We start from the raw sequence: 24822 nt of genomic DNA, 5'->3' as shown, positions 1-24822 counted from the left end.
CAACGCGGGCAGGTAATAACAAAGGCGGGCGGGCCGCGCACCGGCCCGCCTCGCGCGGCCCCTTAGCTCAACTGGATAGAGCACGGTCCTTCTAAGTCCGGGGTTGCAGGTTCGAGTCCTGCAGGGGTCGCCATTCCCGTCTGAAAACGCCAGTCGCCTAACCGAACATGTCCGCGATGATCCCGGCATACCAGCCTTCGGACTCCTCGTATGTGGCCTGCCGCAGCTCCGCGCTCTCGCCGGGCTGGCTGATGAAACCGTCCACCCGGGCGATCTTTTCCTCGGTCGCCTCATAGGTCGCGCCCACCTTGACGCCATCTCCGGCGGCGATCAGGGACCAGCAGGTGTTCGAGTATCTGGGCGAAAAGACCTTGGAGCCGGTCAGCGCCCCCCGCACCGCATTCGCGCAGGCCTTGGCCTGCGAATTGGCCGAAAACGCCGATTTCGGCATGTCGCCCTGCTGGCTGGCATCGCCCAGCACATGGACATCCGGATCGGCCTTCGACGACATGTCCGCCGCATTGACCGGGGCCCAGTTGCCGTCCGTCACGCCCGCAATCTCAGCGATGCGGCCCGCCTTCATGGCGGGGATCACGTTGCACACATCCACTGCTGTCTCGTCACCGTCGATGGTCAGCGTCATCGCGCCCGGATCGACCGAGACATTGCCGCCCCCGAACTCCTCACCGATCCAGTCGATCATCCCGGGGTAGTGATTGGCCCAACCCTCTTCGAACAGCGCCATTTTCGAGAACTTGGGCTTGGGGTCGGCCACGATGATCTTGGCCGTAGGGTTCGAGGCCTTGAGCACATGCGCCACCATCGAGATCCGCTCATACGGCCCCGGCGGGCAGCGGTAGGGGTTCGGTGGCGCCACCATCGCATAGGTGCCGCCTTCGGGCATGGCCGCGATCTGCGCCTTCAGAAGCTCGGTCTGCGATCCGGCCTTGTAGGCGTGTGGCATCCGGTTCTGGGCCGAGATGTCCCAGCCCTCGACCGCGCCATCCACAAAATCGATGCCCGGGCTGAGGATCAGCTTGTCATATCCCAACACCCCGCCCCCGGCCAGTGTCACGGTCCTGCCCGCCCGATCCACATCGACCGCCCAGTCATGCACTACGTTGATGCCATGGGCAGCGGCCAGCGCGCCGTAGGTATGGCCGATATCGTCGATCGCCTTGAAACCGCCCAGATAGAGGTTCGAGAAGAAACAGCTGAAATAGGTCCGCGTGGGCTCGATCAAGGTAACGTCGATCATCCCTTCGCTGTCCTTGGCGATATAGCGCGCGGCCGTTGCACCCCCGGCACCGCCACCGATCACCACGACGCGCGGCTTGCCCTGCCCCTCGGCCAGCACATGCGGCGCCGCCACCACGGCCGCGCCGGTGCCCAAAAAGGTCCTGCGGTTCCAGGTCATGTCATCTCCTCCCGTCTCGGCGGCCTCATTCTAGGTCCTTGAAATAGGCGGCCAGGGCCGCGATTTCCTCGTCACTCAACCGGCCTGCCACCATCTGCATGATAGGGTGGGTGCGCCAGTTCTGCTTGTAGGCGTGCATGGCGGTCACGAAATCATCGGGCTCCCACCCCGTGATCCGGGGAATGCCCTCGGCCAACCCATCCGCCCGGTGACAGGTGAGGCATTCGCCCGCCAGATACGCGCCCCACTCCGCGTCGCCCTCGATGGCCAAAATCGCTGGATCCAGCGACGGGGCCTCGTTGCCCGTGACCGGGCTGCCCGCTAGTGCAGTGGCAAGCGCTGTCAGGGCGAAACCCGCTCGGCGCATCACAGTCCCACCAAGTGCTTACGCATACTGTCCCCTTTTCGCAGGCCCACCAGAACCAACACTTTGGTCGGCATTCCGCTCAGCTCAACGCGATGTCCCGACGCTCAGTGTAGATCGCGCCATCGTCGTCATACCAGGAAAAGACCAACCCCCCCGGCCCCGGCACCCGAAACTGAAACTCGAAGAACGGGTTGGTCGACACGCCCGGACCGACGGCCATGTCCACGACCGTTTCCCCTTCGAACGCGCAGTGAAAGCGATGGATGATCGAGCGGGGCACGCGCAGGCCAAGCGCGTTCACGCGCTGCCCGGATTCCATCCGGTGAGTGATAAGCGTCTTGACCGTGATCGTGTCGCCCGCGCTGATCGTCTTGGGCAGCTTGATCCTTGGCTTTACACCGTCCGCCATGGCCTCCTCCTCCGATCAGGCACAACCGCCCACCACCACGTCCACCTGCCGGGTTGCCCGCCGCACGCGGCCATCGGGCATCCGCGCCAGGGCCAGAACCTCCTGCGTCTGATCCAGCCGCATCCGGGTTGAGACCCGCTGCACCACCGCCATCGGCCCGAAGGTCACAGCAAGAACCTGCGGCACCGGATTTCCGGGGGCGATCAGCACCACCTCGGCCGCGCCCGGGGCGTCGATCTCAACCGCCACGCGATAGCCGTCCTCGGCCAGATCCGGCAGTGTCAGCGTCACGCCCCCATCGCTGACGGGCCCATCGCCGACAAAGGCGGCAATGGCCTGTTCCGGGGTGATTTCGCTCTGCGCATGTTGCGCACGCGCAGGCATGGCAAAGCCAGCCAGCGCACCGGCCCCAACCCGCATCGCATCGCGGCGTGTCACGCTCATCCGGACACCTCCGTTTCGGATCCTGACGCAGCTTATCCCGTCAGGACAGCAGCCAGAGCATAACATATCGGTGAGCGGACCTATACTTAAGTCGCGGCGCCCCGCCGCCCTGCCTGCTTGAGAAATACCGGGTTTGCGGGCAATCTGCATTTGAATTCAACGAAGTCTGGCGGAGCGAAACGTGCCCGAAGCGATCAGTGCGCAAGAGGCGACCGGGGGGCTGTCCGTCCGCGATCTGAGCTTTCGCTACGGTGCGAAAACGGCCCTGGACGCGGTGTCGCTGGACGTGACCCCGGGATGTTTCTGCGCGCTGCTGGGTCCGAACGGGGCGGGAAAATCCACGCTCATCGCGCTGCTGACCCGCCTTCTGGTGGCGCCCGGCGGCGATATACGCATCGCCGGGCACGACCTGCGCGCCGCCCCGCGCCGGGCGCTGGCCGATCTGGGCGTGGTGTTCCAGCAGCCGACGCTCGATCTGAACCTGACCGTGCGCCAGAACCTCGCCTATTTCGCGGCCCTTCACGGCCTGCCGCGCGCCGAGACGCCGGGGCGCATCGACGCCGCACTCGACCGTCTTGGCATGCGCGAGCGCGCGGATGAAAAGGCGCGGGCCCTGAACGGCGGCCACCGGCGGCGGATGGAGCTGGCCCGCGCCCTGCTGCATGATCCCAAGGTGCTGCTGCTGGATGAACCAACCGTCGGCCTCGACGCCGCCGCGCGCCAGTCGATCACCGATCACGTGCACGATCTGGCCGATCAGGGCCTCTGCGTGCTCTGGACCACCCACCTGACCGACGAGGTGCGCGATACCGATCACCTGCTGGTCCTGCATCAGGGCCAAATCCTTGCCGACGGCATAACCGGAGAGATCCGCGGAGACACGCCCCTGTCCGACTGGTTCCTGTCCAAGACCGCGGTGCAAGCATGAGCGGTTTCTGGGGTGTTTGCCGGGCCATCGTCGGGCGCGAATTCCTGCGCTTCATCCACCAGCGCGAACGTTTCCTGGCGGCACTGGTGCGGCCTCTGGTCTGGCTGCTGGTCTTTGCCGCAGGGTTCCGCGCCGCGCTCGGCCTGTCGATCATCCCGCCCTACCAGACCTACATCACCTACGAGACCTATATCGTCCCCGGCCTCTGCGCGATGGTGCTGCTGTTCAACGGCATGCAAAGCTCGCTGAGCCTTGTTTATGACCGCGAGATGGGCTCAATGCGCCTGCTCCTGACCAGCCCCTTCCCCCGCTGGTGGCTGCTGTTCTGCCGCCTGCTGGGCTCAACCGCGATCTCGATCCTACAGGTCTATACCTTCCTCGCCATCGCCGCCCTCTTTGGCATCACCATGCCGCCGCTTGGCTATGTTGCGGTGCTGCCCGGGCTGGTTCTGGGCGGTCTGATGCTGGGCGCGTTGGGACTGGTGCTGTCGAGCTTCATCCGCCAGCTCGAAAACTTCGCCGGCGTGATGAACTTCGTCATCTTCCCAATGTTCTTCCTCTCCTCCGCGCTCTATCCGCTGTGGAGAATGGCCGAAAGCTCGCCACTTTTGCGCGACATCTGCGCCCTGAATCCCTTTACCCACGCGGTCGAGTTGATCCGGTTCCTGCTCTATCTGCAGATCAACTGGATCGCGCTGCTCTGGGTCATTTTCAGCACCCTCATTCTGGGCGCCATCGCGGTCTGGGGCTACGACCCTGCGCGCGGGCTGATGAAACGGAAAGCCTGACCATGCCGGGGCCCGAGCCAAAATCCGCACTGTCCCTCAAGACCCGTCTTGGGTTCGGGGCGGCGATCCTCGGGGCGGGCACATTGCTGACGGCGGCGATCCTCTATCTCGGCATGCAGGCAGTCGCTGACAGGCTTGAAACCGCTTTGGCGTCCGACGCGCGCATGGCGCGCTACGCCACGCTGTCGACCCAGGCCGCCACCTTTCTGGTGGTGGCGACCGAGGCAGTCCAGACCGGCCAGCCACCCGAGATCCGCGCCGACCGGCTGGCACCCGTCTCTGATCAGTTGCGCCGGACCTTCGGTCAGTTGCGCGCCGATGTCGAGGACGCGGTGGCCGCCGCAGGCGCGCTGGGACTGGACGAACAATCCCGCTATGGCACCCAATCGCTGGGGCTGGCGCGGATGGAGGCGATGCTGGACAACACCCTGCGCGGGCTGCGGACCGATACCGACGACAAGGCGCGGCTCAGGGCGCATATCGACACCTTTGCCTCCAGCTTCGATCCGCTGCTCAGTCAGGCGGTCAACACCGAAGTGCTGTTTCGCAACGACATCCTGTCGGGGATCGAGAACCTGCGGCGGCGCCTGGCTGTCACGGCTCTGGTGATCGCAGTGCTGACGATCCCGATAGCCGGGTGGTTCTATTTCAGCCTGATCCGCCCACAATTCCGGCGCCTCGACCGGCTGCGCGACGCGGCCCACCAGATCGGGCAGGAGGATTTTGCCGTCGCCCTGCCCGCAACCCGCAATGACGAGATCGGGCAGCTCTATAGTGAAACCAACCGCATGGCCGCCGCCCTTCTGGCCCGGCAGGACGAGTTGCAGGCCGAATGGGCGCGACTCAACGACACCATTGCGCAGCGCACCGAGGAACTCCGCGCCGCCAATGCCTCGCTGGCCGAAATCGACGAAAACCGCCGCCGTTTCTTTGCCGATATCAGCCACGAACTGCGCACGCCGTTGACGGTCATCCTGATGGAGGCGCAGATCGGCCGTCAAGGCCTCGGCAACGAACAAGAGGCGTTCACCACCATCGAATCCCGCGCCGCTCGGCTGAACCGCCGCATCGACGACCTGCTGCGCGTGGCACGATCAGACAGTGGCCAACTGGCGCTGGAGCCGCAAACCGTGCCTCTGGCCGATCTGATCGCCGCCGTCACCGAGGAGATTCAGGCCGAGTTGGACAATGCCGGATTGACCCTGACCACCCCCGACCTGCCCGAGGTCAACCTGTTCTGCGACCCGAACTGGATCCGGCAGGTGCTGGTCAGCCTCATCCGCAACACCATCCGCCATGCCCGCGACGGCAAGCTGGTCTCGCTCAATGCGCAGCCAGTGGACGGCATGGTCGAAATATCCGTCACCGACAACGGCCCCGGCATTCCCGCAGCGGATCAGGCGCAGATCTTCGAACGTTTCGTGCAGGGCGGCACCGGGAACGCACAAGGCTTCGGCGTCGGACTGGCACTGGCCCGTTGGGTGGTCGAAACACAGGACGGTCAGATCGCCCTGACCAGCCCCCTGCCCCGTGCCGAGACGCTGGGCGATGCGCCCGGGACAAAGGTCGCCCTTCGCTTGCCCCTTGCGGAGACGTAGACTGATCCCATGGCAACCCGGCTTCTCATCGTGGACGACGACCCCGAGATCACCTCGGCCCTTATCCGCGGCCTCTGCCTGCACGGCTACGAGGCTCAGGCCGAGAACCGCGCCGACCGGGCGCTGACCCGGCTACAGAGCGAGGCGTTTTCCGGAGCCATCGTCGACGTGATGCTGGGCGCCGACAGTGGCATCGATCTGGTCAGAAAGGCGCGCGACAGCGGCGTTGCCCTGCCGATCCTGATGCTCTCGGCGCTCTCCGATGTCGAACACCGCGCCGCCGGGCTCGAAGCGGGTGCCGACGACTATGTGGTCAAACCCTTCAGCTTCGAGGAGCTGGTCGCCCGCCTGCGCGTTCAGGAGCACCGCGCGCACACGCACCGCCCCGAACCCGCCCGGCTTGCCCCCGCCACCCGGACGCTCAGCACCACGCAGGCCGAGATCACCCTGACCGAACGCGAATACGCCCTGCTTGAGCTTCTGGCCCAAAACGCCGGTCAGCCGATGCCGCGCGGGGACATATTCGACACGCTCTGGTCGGCCGAGGGCTCCAGTAACGAAAACGTGGTCGATGTGTACATCGGATATCTGCGGAAAAAGCTCTCCGAGGCCGACTTTGGGTTCGAGATCAAGACCTTGCGCAACCAGGGCTTCTGCCTGCAAGGCCTCACGCCGCTGCCCGAAGAGCCGTGAATGTAGACCAAAGTCTAAGCCGTTCTTATAAATTAAGATTCGCCTGAAATCCGGTTTCCTGCCACCTTGGATGCAGGTTTCAAATCAGTGGAGGAAACGCAGATGGCCTGGTCAAAGCCCGTGATCCGCGAAATCGAGTGCGGAATGGAAATCAATATGTACGGACCCGAACACGAGGACGATCGCGAAGTTCTGTTCTGAAAGACAATGCGTGCGGAACTCCCATGACCTTCCGCGCGCATATCCTCGGGGCCGCTGCCGGAGGCGGATTACCCCAATGGAATTGCGGATGCCTTAATTGCTCACTCGCGCGCTCCGGCAAGATCGCTTCTCAGACTCAATCCTCTCTGGCCGTCTCGGCAGACGGTGACAGTTGGGCTGTGCTGAACGCATCGCCGGACATCCGCATCCAGCTGTCGCGTGCCCGGTCCCTATACCCGACCGGCCTGCGGCAGCTTCCCTTGGCTTCCGTTCTGCTTACCAATGGCGACATCGACCACGTGGCCGGCCTGCTCACGCTGCGCGAGATGCAGCCGTTCACCCTGTTTGCAACACAAGCCATCCACGATGTTCTGGCGCAGAACCCGGTCTTCGATGCCCTGAACGCCTCGGTCGTGACCCGGACCGTCATCGCGCTCGACACCCCCTTCGAACTTGTTCCCGGCCTCACCGCAACGCTGTTTGCGGTGCCCGGCAAGGTCCCGCTCTATCTCGAGGGCGAAGAGGTGCAGACCAATCTGATCGGCGACCAGACGGTCGGCGTGGCCCTGCAAACCGGCACCCAAAACACGTTCTACATCCCCGGCTGCGCGACCCTGAACGATGACCTGCGCAGCCGCCTCGACGGGGCCGATCTGCTGTTTTTTGACGGCACCCTCTGGGCGGACGACGAAATGCTGCGCGCAGGGCTGGGCCAGAAAACCGGCAAGCGCATGGGGCATATGTCGATCAGCGGCCCGGATGGCACCATCGCCGCCTTCGCGGAGCTGAATATCGCCCGCAAGGTCTTTGTGCACATGAACAACACCAACCCGGTGCTGCGCCCGGACTCTGCCGAACGGGCCGAGGCCGAAACCGCCGGATGGATCATCGGTCAGGATGGAATGGAGATCACGCTATGACCCAAACCCGCGATGAATTCGAAGCCCGCCTGCGCCAGATCGGGGCCGAGCGCTATCACGACCTGCACCCGTTCCACGACCTGCTGCATGGCGGCGGCTGCACCCCCGATCAGGTCCGCGCCTGGGTGATCAACCGCTACTACTACCAGCACTCGATCCCGATGAAGGACGCGGCCTTCATGTCCCGCGTCGAAGACCCCGACATGCGCCGCATCTGGCGTTCGCGCATCGAGGATCACGACGGCACCGACCAGAACGAAGGCGGCATCCGGCGCTGGCTGCGGCTGGCCGAGGCGGTAGGGCTCGATCCCGACTACGTCGCCTCGTGCAAGGGCGTGTTGCCCGCCACCAAGTTCGCGGTGGACGCCTATGTGCGTTTTGTCCGCGAAAAGACCCTGCTCGAGGCCGTTGCCGCATCGCTGACCGAGCTGTTTGCGCCCAAGATCCACGCCAGTCGCATCGAAGGTCTGCTGAAACACTACGACTTCGCCGACGACGCCTCGCTCTCCTATTTCCGCAACCGGTTGAAAGAGGCGCCCAAGGATGTGGCCTTTGGGCTGGCCTGGGTGCTGGATCACTCCGATACCGCCGAAAAACAGGACGCGGCGGCGGATGCGCTGATCTTCAAGACCGACGTGCTTTGGTCCCAGCTCGATGCGCTCTGGTGTGCCTATGTCGAACCGGCCCGCATTCCGCCGGGCGCCTGGGTTCCGGGCACCGGCCTGCTGCTCCAGAGGGCCTCGTGATGCTGCCCGAGGACATCCCCGCCCTGCCCCGCGGCGTCCGGCTGCACTTTGACAAGGTGCGCGACAAATGGGTTCTGCTCGCGCCTGAGCGCGCGGTGACGCTCGACGCCATCGGCCACGCCATCCTGAACGAGGTGGACGGCACGCGCAGCTTTGGCCAGATCACCACCGCCTTGTCCGAAAAATACAACGCCCCCGCCGACCAGATCGCCGAGGACAGCGCGGGCTTTCTGGACGCGCTGCGCGACCGGCGGTTTCTGGATGTGACCTCATGACAACCGTCCCGCCCCCCATCGCCATGCTGGCGGAGCTGACCCACCGCTGCCCGCTGTCATGTCCCTATTGCTCGAACCCCATCGAGATGGCGCGGCAAGAGGCCGAGATGGACACCGACACATGGGCCCGCATCTTTCGCGAGGCGGCGGCTTTGGGTGTGCTACAACTGCATATTTCCGGGGGTGAGCCCGCCTCACGCCGAGATCTGGTGCAATTGGTTCGGGCCGCGCGGCGCGCCGGGCTTTATACCAACCTCATCACCTCGGGCATCGGCCTGACCGAGCGCCGTCTGCGCGAGCTTGATGAGGCCGGCCTCGATCACGTCCAACTGTCACTGCAAGGCACCACGCCCGAGATGGCGGATGAAATCGGCGGCTATCGCGGCGGCTACAAACGCAAGATGCAGGTGGCCGAATGGATTGGCGACATCGGGTTTCCGCTGACGCTCAACGCCGTGCTGCACCGGCGCAACATGCACCAGCTGCCCCGCGCGCTGGAGATGGCACAGGACATGGGCGCGCGGCGGATCGAGGTGGCGACGGTGCAGTTCCACGGCTGGGCCTTGAAAAACCGCGACGCGCTGATGCCAACCCGGGAACAGGCGCAGGAGGCCACGCGCATCGTGACTGAGGCGCGCAAGACGCTGAAGGGCACGCTGGTGATTGACTATGTGCCCGCCGACTACCATGAGGATTACCCCAAGCGCTGCATGGGCGGCTGGGGGACAAGCGGGCTCAACGTGGCACCCGACGGGCTGGTCCTGCCCTGCCACGCCGCGCAATCCATCCCGCATCTGAGTTTCGAGCGGGTACAGGACAAGCCGCTCGCCGACATCTGGTACCACAGCACCGCCTTCAACGCCTATCGCGGCACCGGCTGGATGGCCGAACCCTGCCGCAGTTGCGAGCGCAAGACGGTGGATTTCGGCGGCTGCCGCTGTCAGGCCATGGCGATCCTCGGCGATGCCGGTGCGACCGATCCGGTCTGCAGCAAATCACCTCACCACGGCGCGCTGCAGGCACGGGCGAACGAACATGCCGCCCAGGTGGACGCCCCGCTTGTGCATCGCATGTCTCCCGGCACCGCCAAGGAGCCCGCGGAATAAGGCACTAGTCCAGCGTTGCCCCCTCCGGCCCGGCGCGCAGGCTCAGGATACGGTCCCCCAGACGCTCGGCCTCGGCCCGGGAATGGGTCACGAACAGCGTGGCGGGCTGGTGCCGGGCAATCAGCGTCTCGGTCAGCGCCAGCATGGTCTCGGCAGTCTCTGCATCCAGCGACACGAACGGCTCATCCATGATCAGCAGCTCGGGCTGCCCGGCCACTGCCCGCGCCAGCGCCAGCCGGCGCTGCTGGCCGAGGCTGAGCTGACCGGGAAACAGCGCCTCTTTCCCCGCCAGCCCGGTACTGTCGAGGGCGGCCACCGCCTGCGCCCGGCTCAAGCCGGGATGCACCAGCAGCAGGTTGTCGAGCGCACTGCGCCACAGCAACAGCGTGGGTTCCTGAAACACAAAGGCCAGCGCCTCGGGCCGCTCGACCGCACCGTCGAAATCCGTGTCGATCCCGGCAACAATGCGCAGCAGCGTGGTCTTGCCCACCCCGGAGGGTCCGATCAGGGCAACGGTCTCTCCCTTGGCAATCTCGAATCCCACAGGCCCCAGCACCGGCGCCTCGCCAAAGCGCTTGGCGCGTATATCCACCCGGATCATGCCGTCCTCCACCGGCTGGCGCGGCGTTCCCACGGTTGCAGGATCAGCCACTCCACCAGCAACATCACGCAGATGAAGGACAGCGCATAAACCAGCACCAGCGCCACGTCGAACAGCTGGAAATAGAGGTGGATCTGAAATCCGATGCCCGAGGACCGGCCAAGGAACTCGACCACCAGCACGATCTTCCAGATTACCGCCACGCCAGACCGCGCGGCCCCGGCGATAAAGGGGGCAAGCTGCGGCAGGATCACGTGGCGCATCCGCGTCGCCCAGGGCATGCGATAGACCTGCGCCATGGCGTCCAGATCACGATCCAGCGCCCGCCCGCCCTCACGCACCACGGCGGCCACATTCGGCACCTTGTTGAGCGTCACCGCAATGATCGCGGCCGCCTCGGTTAACCCGATCCACAGGTAACACAGCACGATCAGCACCAGCGCGGGCAGGTTCAGAAAGATCACCAGCCACGGGTCAAGCCAGCGGTTCAACCGCTCGGACCGCCCCATGGCCAGACCAATGGCCGTGCCCAGCATCATCGCCAGCGCAAAGGCCCAGATCACCCGAAACAGCGTCGCCCCAAGATGCCGCAGCAACTCGCCCGAGGCCAGTTCCTGCGCCGCGAGCGGCACCAGTGCCCAAGGCGTCGGCAGGATCTGCGCGTCATCCGTCAGAAGCGCCGCCACGACCCAAAGCGAAATCAGCCCCGCGATCGACAGTACCGGCGTAAGGCGCGCATCCTGCATCCGCGGTTACTTCACATCCGCAAAGAGACCCTCGGGCACCGATGTCGCCTCACCCACCAGCTCGGCGCCGCCCAGCTTTGCCATCAGCGCCAGCATCCGGTCCGCCGCCGCCGCATCCACCGGACCGCGCGCAGGGATGCCCGCGATCCAGTCTGCCTTAAGCTGATCGAACTGCGCGTCCGTCTTGGCGTTCATCCGGGGGCGGATCGCATCCCACGCCGCATCCGAACCTGCCAGCATCTCCTTCGCCTCGCGGCTGGCCTCAAAGAAGCCCTGCGCAAGATCGGGGTGTTCGCTCAGAAAACTCTCTTTGAAGTAATAACCCAGCAGCGGTGTATCGGTATCCAGCCCCAGCGCCTGCCCCGCCTCTTCGACCGAGATCAGTTCCTTCATGCCCGAAGCTTTCATCTTGGCCAGGAAATGCCAGAAGTTGATGGCACCCGCATATTCGTCGCTCAAGGCCGATTTGAAGATCAGCGGCGGGGCGCCATAGACCTGCTCGGTCTCGGCCTTCAGGTCGATGCCGTATTGCTGTTGCGCATAGGCCCGCAGGATCAGCCAGGACTTGTCCAGCGGCCCGCCTGCAATCCCGATCTTGCCGCCCGCCAGATCGCGCAGGGTTCCCGCCGCGCTGTCTTCGGGAACCACCACACCGCCAACCGCCCTGGAATAGGGGATAAAGACATAATCCTTGCCCGCCGCCCGCTGCCGCGCCACCCAGATCCAGTCGGCCACGGCCATATCGGCCTCGCCGCCCTCAACCGCGATGCGGGTGGCGCCGTTGTCGGCATAGGGCTGCACATCGAGTTCAAACCCGTGCTTTTCGTCCAGACCGTTTTCGGTGATCGTGGCCAGTTCCCAGTTCACTGTGCCGATCTTGAGAACCGCCGCCCGGATCGTCGGCAGGTCCTCGGCCCACACGGGACCCGCCAGCAACACAAGCGCGGCGCATAAGGGCCTGAGCGCTCTCATGGCTTCCCCTTCCTTGTCATTCCTCCCGGCGGCCAACCTCGTTGAGGTCCTTGTCCAGCTCGATATCGAACTGCTTGCCGCCCTTGCAGATCACGTCGTCCAGCTCATACCCGCTCTCTTCGACCTCGATATCGTCCGGGTCCATCTGGCATTCGATCGAGGCCAGATACGCCTCGATCTTCTCGACGGTCTCGGCGTCCACCTCGCCCTCGGCAAAAGCGGGCGCGGCGACAAGGGCAGCGGCAAGTACAACGATCTTCTTCATGGTCGGTCCTCCGGTCATTGAATGCTGATGGTCACGCTCTGCGCATCGCCGGTCGAGCCAGGGATGCGGATTTCATGGCTGCCGGGCTTGATCGCGATAAAGGACAGCTCGGCCACGCCGGCCTTGTCGAACTCGATACTGTCGATGGCCATGGGGCGGATTTCGATCTTGTTGATGACGATCTCGTTCATCCAGATCGCGCGAAAGAAATCCGGCCCCTCGACCGCCAGCTCCGCCGAGCCGTCAGCGGTGATCTCAAGCTTGTAATAGGCCCCCGATTGCAACACCGCGTCCTCGCCCAGCGGCTGACCCGAGGCCAGCGTCAGCTTGATCGTCTCGCCCCGGTTGCACTTGGCCAGCAGCCCGGCAAAGCCCAGATCGTCACACAAGGGGGCCGACACCACCGGGCCCCCGATCATCGCGGCCAGCGCCGCTGCCATAAGTCTCTTCATCCTTATCCCTCGCCTTGGATCAGTCGATGGTCACCACGCCCCAGGGCTGCTGACCCACCTGCACGGATCGAACCGCCTTTTCCGCGGCCACATCGATCACCGTGATGTCGTTGGAGTTGCCGTTGGTGGTCAGCAGGTACTTTCCGTCCGGCGTGAAATCCAGCTGCCAGACACGCTGGCCGACCAAGATATAGTCCAGCACCTCAAGGCTCTGCGCATCCACCACGGCCACCCGGTTCGCGGGCCCCAACGCCACGAACAGCCGCGCACCATCCGCCGTCACCTTGGCCCCCACCGGCTGAAGCCATTCCGGCAACACGCCGGGCACCTCGAACCCGATCTTGCCCACGACCGAAGGCGTACCATCCTCGGCAATATCCATCACCGTGACGGTGCCGCCAATCTCGGAGGTAACGAACAGGCGCGTCCCGTCCTTGGTGTATTGCGCATAGCGCGGGCGCTGATCGACCAGCACGTTGTGTTTGATCTGATAATCCTCGGTCGAGATGAAATGCGCCATGTTGGTGGTCTCGGACGTGTTCACCACGAACTTGGCATCCGGGCTGATCCCCATCCCTTCCGGCTCCACCCCCACCGGCACCTCGGCCAGGATGGTGCGGGTCTCGGTATCGGTCACGGTCACCAGATTGTCGTCCTCGTTGGCGATATAAAGGCGCTTGCCTGCGGGTTCGATCACAAACAACTCCGGGTCCGGCCCCGAGGGCAGGCTGGGCAGCTCCTCATAAGTTTCGGTGTCAAAGACCCGCAGGATGTTGTCGTCCGAGGCGCAGACATAAAGCTTGGTGCCGTCCGGGCTGACCGTGATCCCGCGCGGGCGGTTGCCGCCGAAGAACTCGGTGATGACCTCCCAACTGTCGGTATCGATCACGGTGATCGTGTTGCCGCGTTCGTTCGACACAAACGCCTTACCCGCGAAACCCGGCCCGGCAACCAAGCCAGCAAGAGCGATGGAAAAAACCAGGGATTTCATGCGCATCTCCAATTATTCAAAAGCCGTGCACCCGGATTCCGGACGGTCGAGCCCCATGGTATCGAGCGGTGAAGTCTGGTGCAGAAACCCCTCCTGCGGGCTGACGCTGACCGTGATCGAGCCGTCATAAAGCAGGATCGGCTGCCGCAACTGCCCGTTCCAGTCGCGGAACGTCACTTTCTGCCCCTTGAACGCGGCCAGCCCGAATTCCTCCGACAAGACATAGTCGCGCACCCCGTCGGGCTCCGCGGTATTGGCGCGCGTCACCGCCTCGCCCACAACACGCAGGGCAAGCCAGGTGTTGTAATCCTCGGGCCGGACATAGCGCCCTGCCAGTTCCTCGAACCGGGTCTGGAACTGGGTCGCCCCCCAGGCCTCATGCGCGCCGTGAAAGGCGACCGGGCGCAGGCCGCCCGCCCCCATGACCGGCCGGGGCGTCCAGATGTGATACGAGAGATACCGGGCGAAATAATCCGTCTCATCCGCCGCGATCACCACGTCATGATCGTCGGCATCCTGCGTGTCGAGCGGCAGTTGCCGCTGCACCAGAACATGGCCCGAATCCGTCCGCCGCGAACCTCCGGTATCCTCAAAGGTGCGATCCTCGACGATTTCCGCCCCAAACTTGACCGCCGCGCGCCGGAACGCCTCGGCCAGCGCCACATCCGCCGGATTCGAGCCCGCAATCAGGAACCAGTCGCCCCACTTCTTCCAAACCGCGAACTGCGCCACCGCATCCGCGTTCATCGCCCGCGAGGGCGCGATATGCAGCAGGTTGCCCCGGCATTCCCCGTCCCGCAGCGCCGTATCAGGGGCGGTTGCGTTGAACACCAGCGCACCGGCCTCGGCCGCCTTGTCCGTCAGGCGCAACAGATCCTCGGCATTCGCCAGAACAACCACCAGCCGAACCCCATCGGCCAGGATCTGGTCCAGCGCCGCATCCGCCTGCTCGGGCGGCGCTGCGATATGCGCCGTTTCATAGGTATGGCCAAGAAACCCGCCGGTGGTGCCGTTATCCTCATCCGCCAGCACCGCCCCGGCAAAGCCCAGATCGTCCGGGCGCAGGTCATAGCGCGAGATCGGCAGCAGCGTCTGATAGTCGACCCGCAGCACCGCCGCCTTAACCTCGACCGCAGCCGCCGAGATGGCCGACACACACCAGATCAGGGCCGCGAATAGCGGCGTAAGGCAGTTACGCAAGATGTCCTCCCACAGCCCGCCCCGGCCAGGCGCGGGCTTTCCCTTTTATCAGCGGCTCAGGGCTCGGATTGGAACCGATACTTTTGGCCGTGTTGTAAAAGAAACCCTAGCAGCTTCATCATTAACCTCGATTCTTATTTTATAAGAATGGACGTATGCGACTGATCTTGCTTCTGTTTCTCGCGCCATGTGCGGCGGGGCGAAATAGGGCGGGCAACGCGATTCAAACACCCCGATCTTCACGGAGGACAAGGATCGATGATACGAAGAACGTTTCTCGCAGCACTGGGGCTGGCGCTGGTTCCCGCCTTTGCGCTGGCACATGGCCCCACTCGGCAGAAGATCACGCTGACTACTGAGGTTGCCGCAGCCCCGGATGAGGTCTGGGCCGCCATCGGCGATTTTCAGGACATGTCCTGGCATCCGGCGGTGCATGCGACCACGGGCGAGAACGGCAATGAGATCGACGCCACCCGGGTGCTGACCCTGGGCGAGGAGGGCGGCCCGACGATTTCGGAAGTGCTCTACAAATACAGCGCCGACGCGATGAGCTATTCCTACCGGATCACCGACGTGAAGGTCGAGGTGCTGCCGGTCACCAATTACTCCTCGCATCTGACCGTCAAACCGCGTGACGACGGCGGGTCGCTGATCGAATGGCGCGGGGCCTTCTACCGCGGCTATCCCAACAACGACCCGCCCGAAGAGTTGAACGATCAGGCCGCGATTGCAGCCGTGACGGCGGTGTATCAGGCCGGGCTGGATGCCCTTGTGGCACGCTTCGGCGCGGCGGGCTCATGACCACGCTGGCGAAAGCCTCCGCCCTCGCCGCGCTTATCTGCGCCATGGGCCTGCCGGCCTTTGCCTCGAACGAAGCCTGGGACAATATCCGCGTACAGCTTTATGGCGACCGCACGCTTCTGAACGGCGACAAGGTGATCGCCATCGACGCGCCCTACCGCACCCCGGACGATGCGCGCACCGAACTGGCCGCGCAGGTGGTGGCGCCCAAAGGGCTGAACATCGGCAAGGTGACGCTGGTGCTCGACGAAAACCCGATGCCGGTCTCGGCGGTGTTCGAACTGGATGTGCCACAGCCCAGCTTCTATTTCGACGTGACCCTGCGCGTGAACGGCCCGACGCCGCTGCACGTGATCGCCGAGACCACCGACGGCCGCCTCTGGGTCTCGGAGACCTTCGTCAAGACCTCCGGCCTCGGCGCCTGCGCCGCACCGCCGGGCACCGACCCCGAGATCGCCATAGCCACGCTGGGCCAGATGCAGGTCGACGTCACGGGCCGCGCCCCGGCGCTGAGCGTCGGCGGCCGCCTCGCCAATCTGGGCACCCGTGCCAACCGGATGGACGTGGACATCTCGCACCCGTCCCACTCGGGCATGCAGATGGACCAGATCTCGCTGCTGTTCATTCCGATGCGCTATGTGGAATCGGTGGATATCGACCTGGATGGGGCTGGGTATGTCGAGATGACGGGCTCGATCTCGCTATCCGAGAACCCGCGCGTGGGCCTGTCGGTGCCCAGCCGCTCGCGCTCGGTGGATGTGACCATGACGGATACCGACGGCACCGTCAGCCATCTCCACAAGGACCTCGCTGGATTCTAGATTATCCCTGCTGCGAAGGCTGCGGCTCCAGCGGCTCGACCCGCTCCAGCGGATAGCCCCAGAGCTGCCAGCCATCGGTCCCTTCAGGGAACCAGTAGATGTCGGAATAGCCCCATTCGATGGCCCGTTTGGCGGCATTCCAGCTCATCCAGCAATCCTCGAGGCAGAAAATCACCACAGGCCGCGACGGATCGCCCTCGGTGACCTGCTCCAGACCGCGCCGGAAGTAATTCGCCGTCACATCGGCAATCGCTCCGTACCCCACATTGGGCAGCCAGATCGCCCCGGGGATGCTGTCGCGCGGCTTGTCGCGCCAGATCGTGCCCTTGGGCAGGTTCGCGGGCTTGGGCGCTTGCGGCAGCACGTCGATAAAGCCCACACCGCCGTCCTGCCAAAGCTCATGCGCCTCTTCCGGGCCAACCGTCGTGCCCCCCGCGATGCTGGCCGGGACCGGCGCGCGATAGTGATCCATGCGGTAGTCGTCCGGCTCGGGCACGGTCTGCGCCACCGCCGCCTGCGCCGTCACCAGCAAGGCGGCCAAGACACGGATCATTGCGACGGCTCCAGAACCTCGGTGCCCAGATCGCTGACCAGCGGCACGCCCGCCTCGGCCAGCAGGGCATTGATCTCATCCTGATTGCGCCGGATCAGCGAGTTCAGCTTGCGCTGCCAGACCTTCTCGCCATGACGCACGCCCATGGTGATGCGGAAAAACAGGCGCGGGGGCCGCTCTTCGCGGATCAGCGGGTTCACCTTTAGCCCCGGATACCCCTCCTTGACCAGCGGCCCGCCCAAGGGCCCCCAGAGGATGGCCGCATCAATCTCACCCGATTTCAGATCCTCCAGCATGTCCACCGCAGGGCTTTCCACACGGCGGTCAACAAACAGGTTATACGGTCTGGCCGTCGCGATCAGCCCGTTGCGCGCCATATGCGCCGAGGGCGGCGTGCCCGCGATGACCCCGACGCGTCGGCCCTTGAGGGCCGGATCCCCCAAGGTCTCGACACCCGCAAGATCGCCATCAGCCGGCACGATCAGGACGTAGACCGAGGTGTAATAGTGGTTGGTGTTCAAAACCAGCTCATGACCCTGCGCATAGCCCATCACCACGTCGCACTGCTTGGCCGCGAGTGTGTTGCGAATAAATCCGGTGGCCTGCGGAAACCAGGTATACTGCACCGGCAAGTCCAGCTTGGCCGCCATCAGCTCGGCCAGCTTGTTTTCATATCCCGTTTCGTCCTGGGACGAGACCGGGTCGTTGGCCGGATCGGCACACACCCTCAGCGCGTTCTGCGACACCAGGTCCGAGGTTTGGGCACCAGCGGGACCGGCCTGAAAGATTGCAAGCGTCAGTATGGCAAGGACGGCAAAAGCCCTATGTGCCGAGGCAGGCATTTTCATCTTCACGGATCACATCCGATTTCTTTTCCTTCTTCGGCGGACGCCCGCGCGGAACAACGTCCGCACCGCGTGCCTTGAGGTAGACATAGATGTCATCGAGATAGCACATCACGTTCGGGTTCTCTCCGAACCCGGGCATCACCGATTGCTCGGCCGCGCTCACCTTCTGGATGCCATTGGTGACCACGTCGACAAAATCGTAATAATCCATGTCGATGGCCGACACTTTCAGCGCCGGGGCATAGGTCGATCCCTCGCCCTCGGGCCCATGGCACACATGGCATTCGGAATGATACCGGCGAAAGCCGGAATAGGTCAGCCAGTCCACCGTCCCGTCCTCGCCGATGTTGTAGGTCGGGACATCGTCATCGGTGTAATACCGCCCATCCTCGGAATAGGCGGCAGTCAGATTGTCGGCTGTCGCGGCAATCGGAAGGCCCGTCACAAGGCCAATTGCAACAAGTCGTATTGCGTAATTCATGAAAGTCTCACCTGCTCTACGGGCCCGGGGCAGGCGCGGCCCGAAAGCCGCGCCAACCCTTGTTTACATCAATTCGGCAATGCGAACACGGTCAGCTGACCGCCCAGCGCGGTATAGTCGCTGAGGGCTGCATAACCGCCCACGGCGCCCAGACCGTCATTGGGGTTGGTCAGACCGGCTGCAAGACCGATCCCGGCCCAGCCACCGACACCCGACAGGATGCCGACATACTGCTTGCCGCCGCTCTCATAGGTCATCACGTTGCCGATGATCCCCGAAGGTGTCTTGAAGCTGTAAAGCTCCTCACCGGTTTCGGCGTGAATCGCCTTCAGGTACCCTTCGAGCGTGCCGTAGAACACTACGTCACCCGCGGTTGCCAGAGCACCCGACCAGACCGAGAACTGCTCGGGGATCGACCACTTGATCTCACCCGTCACGTTGTCCCAGGCGATGAAGTTGCCCATGCCGCCATGGCTGTCCGGCGCCGGATACATCGCAAGGGTCGCGCCCACATAGGGCTGACCTGCGGTGTAGGACACGCGGAACGGCTCATAGTCCATGCAGACGTGGTTCGTCGGCACATACATGAGCTGGGTCTTCGGCGAATAGGCCGCCGGCTGCTGGTCCTTGGTACCCAGCGCCGCCGGGCAGATACCGGTCGAGTTCACGTCTTCGCCGTTCTGCTCGGTCGAGTATTGCGCAACCACATAGGGACGTCCGTATTCCTCTTTGCCGGAATCCATTTCGACGCCCGTGGTCCAGTTGACCGCCGGATCGAACTTCTCGGCCACCAGCAACTCACCGGTCACCCGGTCCATCGTGTAAGCCAGACCGTTCCGGTCAAAGTGGGTCAGCAGCTTGCGCGTCTCGCCACCAATTTCCTGCTCCGTCAGGATCATTTCATTGATGCCGTCATAGTCCCACTCGTCATGCGGCGTCATCTGGTAGAACCAGCGCGCAATGCCGGTGTCGATGTCGCGGGCCATGATGGTCATGGACCAGCGGTTGTCGCCCGGACGCTGCGCCGGGTTCCAGGTCGAGGGGTTCCCGGTGCCGTAGTACATCAGGTTCTCTTCCAGATCCGCCGAGTACCAGCCCCATGTGGTGCCGCCACCGATCGTCCACTGGTCGCCTTCCCAGGTGTTGGTCCCGGAATCCGCGCCAACCGGCGTGCCAAGATGCGTGGTTTTCTCCGGATCGACCAGGATGTCCTCGTCCGGTCCCATGGAATAGGCGCGCCAGACCTGCTCGCCCGAGTTCATGTCATAGGCCGTCACCGACCCGCGCACACCGAACTCACCGCCCGAGATGCCGACGATGACTTTGTCCTTGATCGGCAGAACGGTCGCCGTGTTGGTCTCGCCAATGGACGGATCGCCATTCTGGACCTCCCAAACGACCGCACCGGTCCCGGCATCCAGCGCCACGACCTTGGTGTCGGCCTGATGCAGAAAGATCTTGCCCTCGGCATAGGCCACACCGCGGTTCACGGTGTCACAGCACATCACCGGAATGACGTTCGGGTCCTGCTTGGGCTCGTATTTCCACAGGATCTTGCCGTCGTTTGCCAGATCCAGCGCATAGACGATGTTGGGGAATGGCGTGTGCACATACATTACGTCCCCGATCACCAGCGGCGAACCCTCGTGCCCGCGCAGAACGCCGGTCGAGAAGGTCCACGCCACCTGCAGATCGCCGACATTCTCGGCAGAGATCTGGTCAAGCTGCGAATAGCGCTGGTTCTTGTAGTCGCCCGTCTGGATCGCCCATTGTGCCGGGTTCTCCATCTGGGAAATCAGATCGTCGTTTGCGAACGCCATCGTGGCGGCACAAAGGGCGATCCCGGAAGTCAAAAGCATCAGCTTTTTCATTCGTGCTCCTCCCTTGATTGCGACGCAAGCGCCGCGGTGATGCACCTGATCCGGGATAGGGTCAGGTGCCGTTTTATGCCTGTCCGCCACATCCTCCCCGTGGCAGGCAGGCAATCCCCTTGGTCACGACCCCTCCTCTGCAAAGGTCGCGAGATACGCAATCACATCCGTTCGTTCGGCTTCCTTGCGCAGACCGGCAAAGGACATCTTGGTGCCCTTGGCATAGTTGCGCGGCTTTTCGAGAAACGCGGCCAGCTCTTCGGGCGTCCAGACCTTACCCTCATCGGCCAGGGCCTTCAGAGCGTCCGAATACTTGAAGCTCTCATCGGCGGCGACCGCCCGGCCGATGATGCCGTTCAGCATCGGACCCACCTTGTTTTCGGCGCCTTCACCCACGGCGTGGCAGGCTTTGCATTTGCGAAAGACCTTTTCGCCCTTGGCCGTATCGCCTGCGACTTCGCCGTCTGCCAGTGCCAGTACCGGCAGAAGCGTCAGGCAGGTTGCTGAAATGAACGTCTTGATCACGAAAACCCTTTCCTTGCTGTTTCGTCAGCACAGCCGCGCCGCGTGCCACGCGACATGGTCCTGTGCGAAGGTGTTCACGAAGAAATACGAATGGTCATAGCCCTGCTGCAGGCGCACCTGCCCGGGCTGGCGCCGCTTGGCCATCATGCCTGCCAGCGCCTCGGGCTTGAGCAGGTCCAGGAACTGGTCGCTGGCACCCTGATCCACCAGCAGATCCCCTTTCCAGCCGTACTCTTCCAGCAGCAGCGTCGAGTCATGCTCGGCCCAGCTGCTTTCATCGTCGCCCAGATAGGTGCTGAGCTGCTTACGCCCCCAGTCGGACTGGGTCGGATGTGCGATGGGCGCAAAGGCCGAGAGTGAATCGAACAGCGCCGCATTGCGGATGGCGATAGTGATCGCCCCATGCCCGCCCATCGAATGCCCGGTGATGCCGTGGCGGTCCTGCACCGGCAGATTGTCGATGACGATCGAGCGCAGCTCGCTCACCACATAGTCATACATGCGGAAATTCTGACGCCACGGATCGCGCGTGGCGTTGACGTAGAACCCGGCCCCCTGGCCCAGATCATAAGCCTCGTCATCGGCCACCTCCGCACCGCGCGGCGAGGTGTCGGGAAACACCACGGCCAGCCCATATTTCGCGGCATGTTCCTGAAGCCCGGCCTTGGTCATCGCGTTTTCATGGGTGCAGGTCAGGCCCGACAGGTACCACAGCACCGGCACCGGACCATCCTTGGCCTTGGGCGGCAGGTAGACGGCAAAGGTCATCTCGCACCCGCAGGTGTTCGAGCTGTGGCGGTACACCGTCTGGATGCCGCCAAAACTCCGGTTCTCCGAGATGACCGTCAGATCCATGATCAGAACTCCACCACCGCGCGGATGGACTTGCCCTCGTGCATCAGGTCGAAACCGTGGTTGATCTGATCGAGGCTCAGCTTGTGGGTGATCATCGGATCGATCTCGATCTTGCCGTCCATGTACCAGTCCACGATCTTGGGCACATCGGTCCGCCCCTTGGCGCCGCCAAAGGCGGTGCCGCGCCAGACCCGGCCGGTGACCAGCTGGAAAGGCCGCGTTGCGATCTCGGCACCTGCCGGCGCCACCCCGATGATGATGCTCTCGCCCCAGCCCTTATGCGCGGCTTCAAGAGCGGTGCGCATCACCTGAACATTGCCGGTGGCGTCAAAGGTGTAATCCGCGCCGCCACCGGTCAGCTCGACCAGATGCGCAACCATGTCGCCCTCAACATTCGAGGGGTTCACGAAATCGGTCATGCCGAAATGTGTTCCCATCCCGACCTTGTCATCGTTCAGGTCCACGCCGACGATCTGGTCGGCACCGGCCAGCCGCAGGCCCTGGATCACGTTCAGCCCGATCCCGCCGAGGCCAAAGACCACGGCCCGGCTGCCGATCTCGACCTTGGCGGTGTTGATCACCGCCCCGATCCCGGTCGTCACGCCACAGCCGATGTAACAGACCTTGTCGAACGGCGCGTCCTTGCGGATCTTGGCCAGCGCGATCTCGGGCACCACCGTGTGGTTGGCGAAGGTCGAACAGCCCATGTAGTGGTGGATCGGCGTACCATCCAACATCGAGAACCGGGTGCTGCCGTCGGGCAACAGGCCCTGCCCCTGCGTCGCCCGGATCTTCTGGCACAGGTTGGTTTTCGGGTTCAGGCAGTATTCGCATTCCCGGCACTCGGGCGTGTAAAGCGGGATCACGTGATCGCCCACCGCAAGGCCCGTTACACCCTCGCCCACCTCCATGACGACCCCCGCGCCCTCATGGCCCAGGATCGAGGGAAAGATACCCTCGGGGTCCGCTCCCGACCGGGTGAACTCGTCCGTGTGGCACAGGCCGGTCGCCTTGATCTCGACCAGAACCTCGCCCGCCTTCGGACCGTCAAGCTCAACCTCCATGATCTCAAGGGGCTGGCCCGCAGCCATCGCCACCGCAGCTCGTGTCCTCATGCAGTCTCCTCCCCAGCACCGGCGCCTCACGGACACCGATTGTTGGAAACGAGTATGGATGCAGGCCCATATGCCGAACAATTGAGACAATGGTGTGTATTGGGGCGAATGGACTCGCCCCCTACCCTTCGACATAGTTGGCAGCGTGGAGGGCACGCCGATGTCGAAAACCGGACCGTTCGCATTTGCGCTGGCCGCAATGGCGCTGGCCGCACCGGTGCAGTCTGCGGATTTCTCCGATCCCACTTGGCCCTGCATACAACGCAAGGTGGAACAGCTTTCGCTGGGTCTGATGTGGCCGTTTCCGGTCGATCCGGCCCTGCTGGACACGGATAAAACGCTGCGCGACGACGTCGCAGACCTGGCCGACGCACTGGCCCTGCGGCGGGTCGAGCTTGAGGATCTGCACCCGCAGGTCGAGGCCTTTGCCACCCAGTATAACGGCGATCCGGCCATTCTCGGCCTGGTCTTCGACCGCGTCTTCAACGGTCTGTCCAAACGCCGCGGGCGAATCATCAAGGGAATTGGCGAGTTTTCGCTGAGCCAGATCGCTCTGGCCGAACAGATCGACGCCACCCGGCTGGAAATGGACACCGCCCTTGCCGCCACCGAACCCGATTTCGACAAGATCGACAGCCTGGAAGAGCGGCTGGACTGGGATCAGCTCATCTATACGGACCGGCAGCGCTCGATCACCTATCTGTGCGAGACACCCCAGATCATCGAACGCCGCCTGTTTTCCATCGCGCAGATGTTGCAACAGGTGGCGCAGGATCAGGGCTGAGCCTGCCGTTATCCCATTCCAGCTCGGTAAAGGCCACGGTCGCGTTGCGCGGGTTGTAGGCCTCGAACAGCTCCCACAGCGGGGCCTCGCTCTGGGCGATCCCCTCGACCGCCTCGCCCAGCCGCTGGCCCGCGTCGATGGCCGCGCGAGTGTCAGCCTCCAGCACGTCCAGATACCGTTGCTGATCAGCCCCACCCGCAGGCCAGTCCAGCACGGGGCCACCGTGACCCGGCACAACCCGCGCAATCTCCAGCCCCGACATCTCCTTCAGCACCGCCTGCCAGCCCAAAAGCCGCCCGTCGAGCGCCGGTAAGTGCCGGTGAAACACCAGATCGCCCGCAAACAGAGTGCCTGTTTCCTGGTCCAGCACGGTCAGATCCGCCACGGTATGCGCCACGGGCCAGGCCCTTAACTCCAGCACCCGCCCGCCCAAATCGATCTCTGCTTTGTCCTCGACCGTCACATCCACCGGCACCGCCCCCGCGCCCAGCATGGCCTCGGGCCCGATCAGCCGCTCAAGGCTTTCGACATAATTGTCCCGCCGATCCGCAAAGGCGCGCGGCAACGCGGTGTGTCCAACCACCGTGGCCCCGCCCCGGACCAGCGCGGATGCGCCCAGCACATGATCGGGATGCATATGGGTCAGGATCACGAGGCTGACCGATTTGTCCGTCCGCGCCCGGATCGCCCGCCACACGCCCTCACCCATCCAGGGCGCAGTCCCGGCGTCGATCACCGCCACGCTTTGGCCGCCCACCACGAAACCAATATTCGACACATCGCCGCGATTGGCCCGGTTCGGTTCTTCGATCAGGCCCATATGGACAAAGACGCCCTCGGCGACCTCTTCGAAATCCAGCACCTCACCCATCGGCTGACAAACCGGCGCGCCATCGGCCTCAAGCCCGGCCTCCACAACCGGAGGCCGCGCCGCAAGCGCAGCTAGGCACAGCGCCTCGGTCGGCGCCTCGTAACCAGGCAGCAACTGGTCCCGGCACGGTCCGCCAGCTACGGTCAGACAGACGGCAATCACAGCTTCGAACATGGCG

At 64.0% G+C, this 24822-nt stretch carries 30 protein-coding genes, 1 tRNA gene and 1 pseudogene; 13 read left to right on the top strand and 19 right to left on the bottom strand.

What is annotated here, in order from left to right; genetic code table 11:
* Positions 1–56: 56 nt before the first annotated feature.
* Positions 57–133 (top strand) — tRNA-Arg (locus GOX53_RS00875).
* A gap of 24 nt (positions 134–157) precedes the next feature.
* Here GOX53_RS00875 and GOX53_RS00870 read toward each other — a convergent pair.
* From GOX53_RS00870 to GOX53_RS00855, 4 genes and pseudogenes are all read right to left on the bottom strand, one after another.
* Positions 158–1417, bottom strand: a complete 1260-nt coding sequence (locus GOX53_RS00870) for an NAD(P)/FAD-dependent oxidoreductase (protein WP_171173096.1) — start codon at positions 1415–1417, stop codon at positions 158–160.
* A 25-nt stretch (positions 1418–1442) separates the two neighbouring features.
* Positions 1443–1703 (bottom strand): annotated as a pseudogene (locus GOX53_RS00865) (cytochrome c); the annotation flags it as partial.
* Positions 1704–1863: 160 nt separating this feature from the next.
* Positions 1864–2193, bottom strand: coding sequence for a thiosulfate oxidation carrier complex protein SoxZ (soxZ, locus tag GOX53_RS00860; RefSeq protein WP_171173094.1), 330 nt, complete (start codon positions 2191–2193; stop codon positions 1864–1866).
* A 15-nt stretch (positions 2194–2208) separates the two neighbouring features.
* Positions 2209–2637 carry a thiosulfate oxidation carrier protein SoxY gene (locus tag GOX53_RS00855; protein WP_171173093.1) on the bottom strand — a complete coding sequence of 143 codons (429 nt, stop codon included), beginning with the start codon at positions 2635–2637 and terminating at the stop codon, positions 2209–2211.
* A gap of 181 nt (positions 2638–2818) precedes the next feature.
* On the opposite strand from GOX53_RS00855, the gene GOX53_RS00850 reads away from it, so the two are divergent.
* The 9 genes from GOX53_RS00850 (at position 2819) to pqqE (ending at position 9892) form a co-directional block, all read left to right on the top strand.
* Entirely contained in the window at positions 2819–3565 is a 747-nt protein-coding gene (locus GOX53_RS00850) for an ABC transporter ATP-binding protein (RefSeq protein ID WP_371810229.1), read from the top strand.
* Positions 3562–4353, top strand: coding sequence for an ABC transporter permease (locus GOX53_RS00845; protein ID WP_171173092.1), 792 nt, complete (start codon positions 3562–3564; stop codon positions 4351–4353). Before GOX53_RS00850 ends, GOX53_RS00845 begins: the two co-directional genes overlap by 4 nt.
* 2 nt (positions 4354–4355) lie before the next feature.
* The gene (locus GOX53_RS00840; protein WP_171173091.1) at positions 4356–5951 is read left to right on the top strand and encodes a HAMP domain-containing sensor histidine kinase; all 1596 of its coding nucleotides are present in this window, start codon (positions 4356–4358) and stop codon (positions 5949–5951) included.
* A gap of 9 nt (positions 5952–5960) precedes the next feature.
* Positions 5961–6644: a response regulator transcription factor gene (locus GOX53_RS00835; RefSeq protein ID WP_171173090.1), complete on the top strand. Its 684-nt coding sequence runs from the start codon at positions 5961–5963 to the stop codon at positions 6642–6644.
* Positions 6645–6746: 102 nt separating this feature from the next.
* Positions 6747–6845 (top strand): pyrroloquinoline quinone precursor peptide PqqA, encoded by a 99-nt coding sequence (gene pqqA / locus GOX53_RS00830; protein ID WP_171173089.1) that lies wholly within the window; start codon positions 6747–6749, stop codon positions 6843–6845.
* A gap of 23 nt (positions 6846–6868) precedes the next feature.
* The gene (gene pqqB, locus GOX53_RS00825; protein ID WP_171173088.1) at positions 6869–7765 is read left to right on the top strand and encodes a pyrroloquinoline quinone biosynthesis protein PqqB; all 897 of its coding nucleotides are present in this window, start codon (positions 6869–6871) and stop codon (positions 7763–7765) included.
* The gene (gene pqqC / locus GOX53_RS00820; RefSeq protein WP_171173087.1) at positions 7762–8511 is read left to right on the top strand and encodes a pyrroloquinoline-quinone synthase PqqC; all 750 of its coding nucleotides are present in this window, start codon (positions 7762–7764) and stop codon (positions 8509–8511) included. The genes pqqB and pqqC overlap by 4 nt, the downstream gene beginning before the upstream one ends.
* A complete protein-coding gene (gene pqqD / locus GOX53_RS00815) occupies positions 8511–8786 on the top strand; it encodes a pyrroloquinoline quinone biosynthesis peptide chaperone PqqD (protein ID WP_171173432.1) in 276 nt (91 codons plus the stop codon). The genes pqqC and pqqD overlap by 1 nt, the downstream gene beginning before the upstream one ends.
* Positions 8783–9892 (top strand): pyrroloquinoline quinone biosynthesis protein PqqE, encoded by a 1110-nt coding sequence (pqqE, locus tag GOX53_RS00810; RefSeq protein WP_171173086.1) that lies wholly within the window; start codon positions 8783–8785, stop codon positions 9890–9892. Before pqqD ends, pqqE begins: the two co-directional genes overlap by 4 nt.
* A 4-nt stretch (positions 9893–9896) precedes the next feature.
* On the opposite strand, the gene GOX53_RS00805 is transcribed toward pqqE, so the two are convergent.
* The 7 genes from GOX53_RS00805 to GOX53_RS00775 are packed head-to-tail and all read right to left on the bottom strand — an operon-like array spanning position 9897 to position 15119.
* A complete protein-coding gene (locus tag GOX53_RS00805; RefSeq protein WP_171173085.1) occupies positions 9897–10493 on the bottom strand; it encodes an ABC transporter ATP-binding protein in 597 nt (198 codons plus the stop codon).
* Positions 10490–11239, bottom strand: a complete 750-nt coding sequence (locus GOX53_RS00800; protein WP_171173084.1) for an ABC transporter permease — start codon at positions 11237–11239, stop codon at positions 10490–10492. Before GOX53_RS00800 ends, GOX53_RS00805 begins: the two co-directional genes overlap by 4 nt.
* A gap of 6 nt (positions 11240–11245) precedes the next feature.
* Entirely contained in the window at positions 11246–12211 is a 966-nt protein-coding gene (locus GOX53_RS00795) for an ABC transporter substrate-binding protein (protein ID WP_171173083.1), read from the bottom strand.
* Positions 12212–12227: 16 nt separating this feature from the next.
* Positions 12228–12476: a PepSY domain-containing protein gene (locus GOX53_RS00790; protein WP_171173082.1), complete on the bottom strand. Its 249-nt coding sequence runs from the start codon at positions 12474–12476 to the stop codon at positions 12228–12230.
* Positions 12477–12490: 14 nt separating this feature from the next.
* Positions 12491–12928 (bottom strand): hypothetical protein, encoded by a 438-nt coding sequence (locus GOX53_RS00785; RefSeq protein ID WP_171173081.1) that lies wholly within the window; start codon positions 12926–12928, stop codon positions 12491–12493.
* 19 nt (positions 12929–12947) lie between these two features.
* Entirely contained in the window at positions 12948–13919 is a 972-nt protein-coding gene (locus tag GOX53_RS00780; protein ID WP_171173080.1) for a YVTN family beta-propeller repeat protein, read from the bottom strand.
* A 12-nt stretch (positions 13920–13931) separates the two neighbouring features.
* The gene (locus tag GOX53_RS00775; RefSeq protein ID WP_171173079.1) at positions 13932–15119 is read right to left on the bottom strand and encodes an ABC transporter substrate-binding protein; all 1188 of its coding nucleotides are present in this window, start codon (positions 15117–15119) and stop codon (positions 13932–13934) included.
* Between the two features lie 258 nt (positions 15120–15377).
* Between GOX53_RS00775 and GOX53_RS00770 the strand changes: the two genes are divergently transcribed.
* Both GOX53_RS00770 and GOX53_RS00765 read left to right on the top strand, forming a co-directional pair.
* On the top strand, positions 15378–15920 hold the full coding sequence (locus tag GOX53_RS00770; protein WP_171173078.1) for an SRPBCC family protein: 543 nt from the start codon (positions 15378–15380) through the stop codon (positions 15918–15920).
* Entirely contained in the window at positions 15917–16741 is an 825-nt protein-coding gene (locus tag GOX53_RS00765) for a quinoprotein dehydrogenase-associated SoxYZ-like carrier (protein WP_171173077.1), read from the top strand. The genes GOX53_RS00770 and GOX53_RS00765 overlap by 4 nt, the downstream gene beginning before the upstream one ends.
* Before the next feature lies 1 nt (position 16742).
* On the opposite strand, the gene GOX53_RS00760 is transcribed toward GOX53_RS00765, so the two are convergent.
* The 7 genes from GOX53_RS00760 to GOX53_RS00730 form a co-directional block, all read right to left on the bottom strand.
* Positions 16743–17294 carry a PQQ-dependent catabolism-associated CXXCW motif protein gene (locus tag GOX53_RS00760; protein WP_171173076.1) on the bottom strand — a complete coding sequence of 184 codons (552 nt, stop codon included), beginning with the start codon at positions 17292–17294 and terminating at the stop codon, positions 16743–16745.
* Entirely contained in the window at positions 17291–18136 is an 846-nt protein-coding gene (locus GOX53_RS00755) for a substrate-binding domain-containing protein (RefSeq protein ID WP_171173431.1), read from the bottom strand. The genes GOX53_RS00760 and GOX53_RS00755 overlap by 4 nt, the downstream gene beginning before the upstream one ends.
* Positions 18117–18623 (bottom strand): c-type cytochrome, methanol metabolism-related, encoded by a 507-nt coding sequence (locus GOX53_RS00750; protein ID WP_171173075.1) that lies wholly within the window; start codon positions 18621–18623, stop codon positions 18117–18119. Before GOX53_RS00750 ends, GOX53_RS00755 begins: the two co-directional genes overlap by 20 nt.
* Positions 18624–18691: 68 nt before the next feature.
* Positions 18692–20494 (bottom strand): lanthanide-dependent methanol dehydrogenase XoxF5, encoded by a 1803-nt coding sequence (xoxF5, locus tag GOX53_RS00745; protein ID WP_171173074.1) that lies wholly within the window; start codon positions 20492–20494, stop codon positions 18692–18694.
* Between the two features lie 123 nt (positions 20495–20617).
* Positions 20618–21019 (bottom strand): cytochrome c family protein, encoded by a 402-nt coding sequence (locus tag GOX53_RS00740; RefSeq protein ID WP_171173073.1) that lies wholly within the window; start codon positions 21017–21019, stop codon positions 20618–20620.
* A 24-nt stretch (positions 21020–21043) separates the two neighbouring features.
* On the bottom strand, positions 21044–21874 hold the full coding sequence (gene fghA / locus GOX53_RS00735) for an S-formylglutathione hydrolase (protein WP_217351620.1): 831 nt from the start codon (positions 21872–21874) through the stop codon (positions 21044–21046).
* Between the two features lie 2 nt (positions 21875–21876).
* A complete protein-coding gene (locus GOX53_RS00730; protein ID WP_171173072.1) occupies positions 21877–22989 on the bottom strand; it encodes an S-(hydroxymethyl)glutathione dehydrogenase/class III alcohol dehydrogenase in 1113 nt (370 codons plus the stop codon).
* Between the two features lie 160 nt (positions 22990–23149).
* On the opposite strand from GOX53_RS00730, the gene GOX53_RS00725 reads away from it, so the two are divergent.
* Positions 23150–23773 carry a hypothetical protein gene (locus GOX53_RS00725; protein ID WP_171173071.1) on the top strand — a complete coding sequence of 208 codons (624 nt, stop codon included), beginning with the start codon at positions 23150–23152 and terminating at the stop codon, positions 23771–23773.
* On the opposite strand, the gene GOX53_RS00720 is transcribed toward GOX53_RS00725, so the two are convergent.
* Entirely contained in the window at positions 23709–24818 is a 1110-nt protein-coding gene (locus GOX53_RS00720; protein ID WP_171173070.1) for a quinoprotein relay system zinc metallohydrolase 2, read from the bottom strand. The genes GOX53_RS00725 and GOX53_RS00720 overlap by 65 nt on opposite strands.
* Positions 24819–24822: the final 4 nt, after the last annotated feature.

Origin of the sequence: Ruegeria sp. HKCCD8929 (assembly GCF_013031405.1) — a bacterium.
GTDB lineage: Bacteria > Pseudomonadota > Alphaproteobacteria > Rhodobacterales > Rhodobacteraceae > Ruegeria.
The sequence above is the reverse complement of the archived record's forward strand: the minus strand, read 5'-3'. Positions and strand labels throughout refer to the sequence as shown.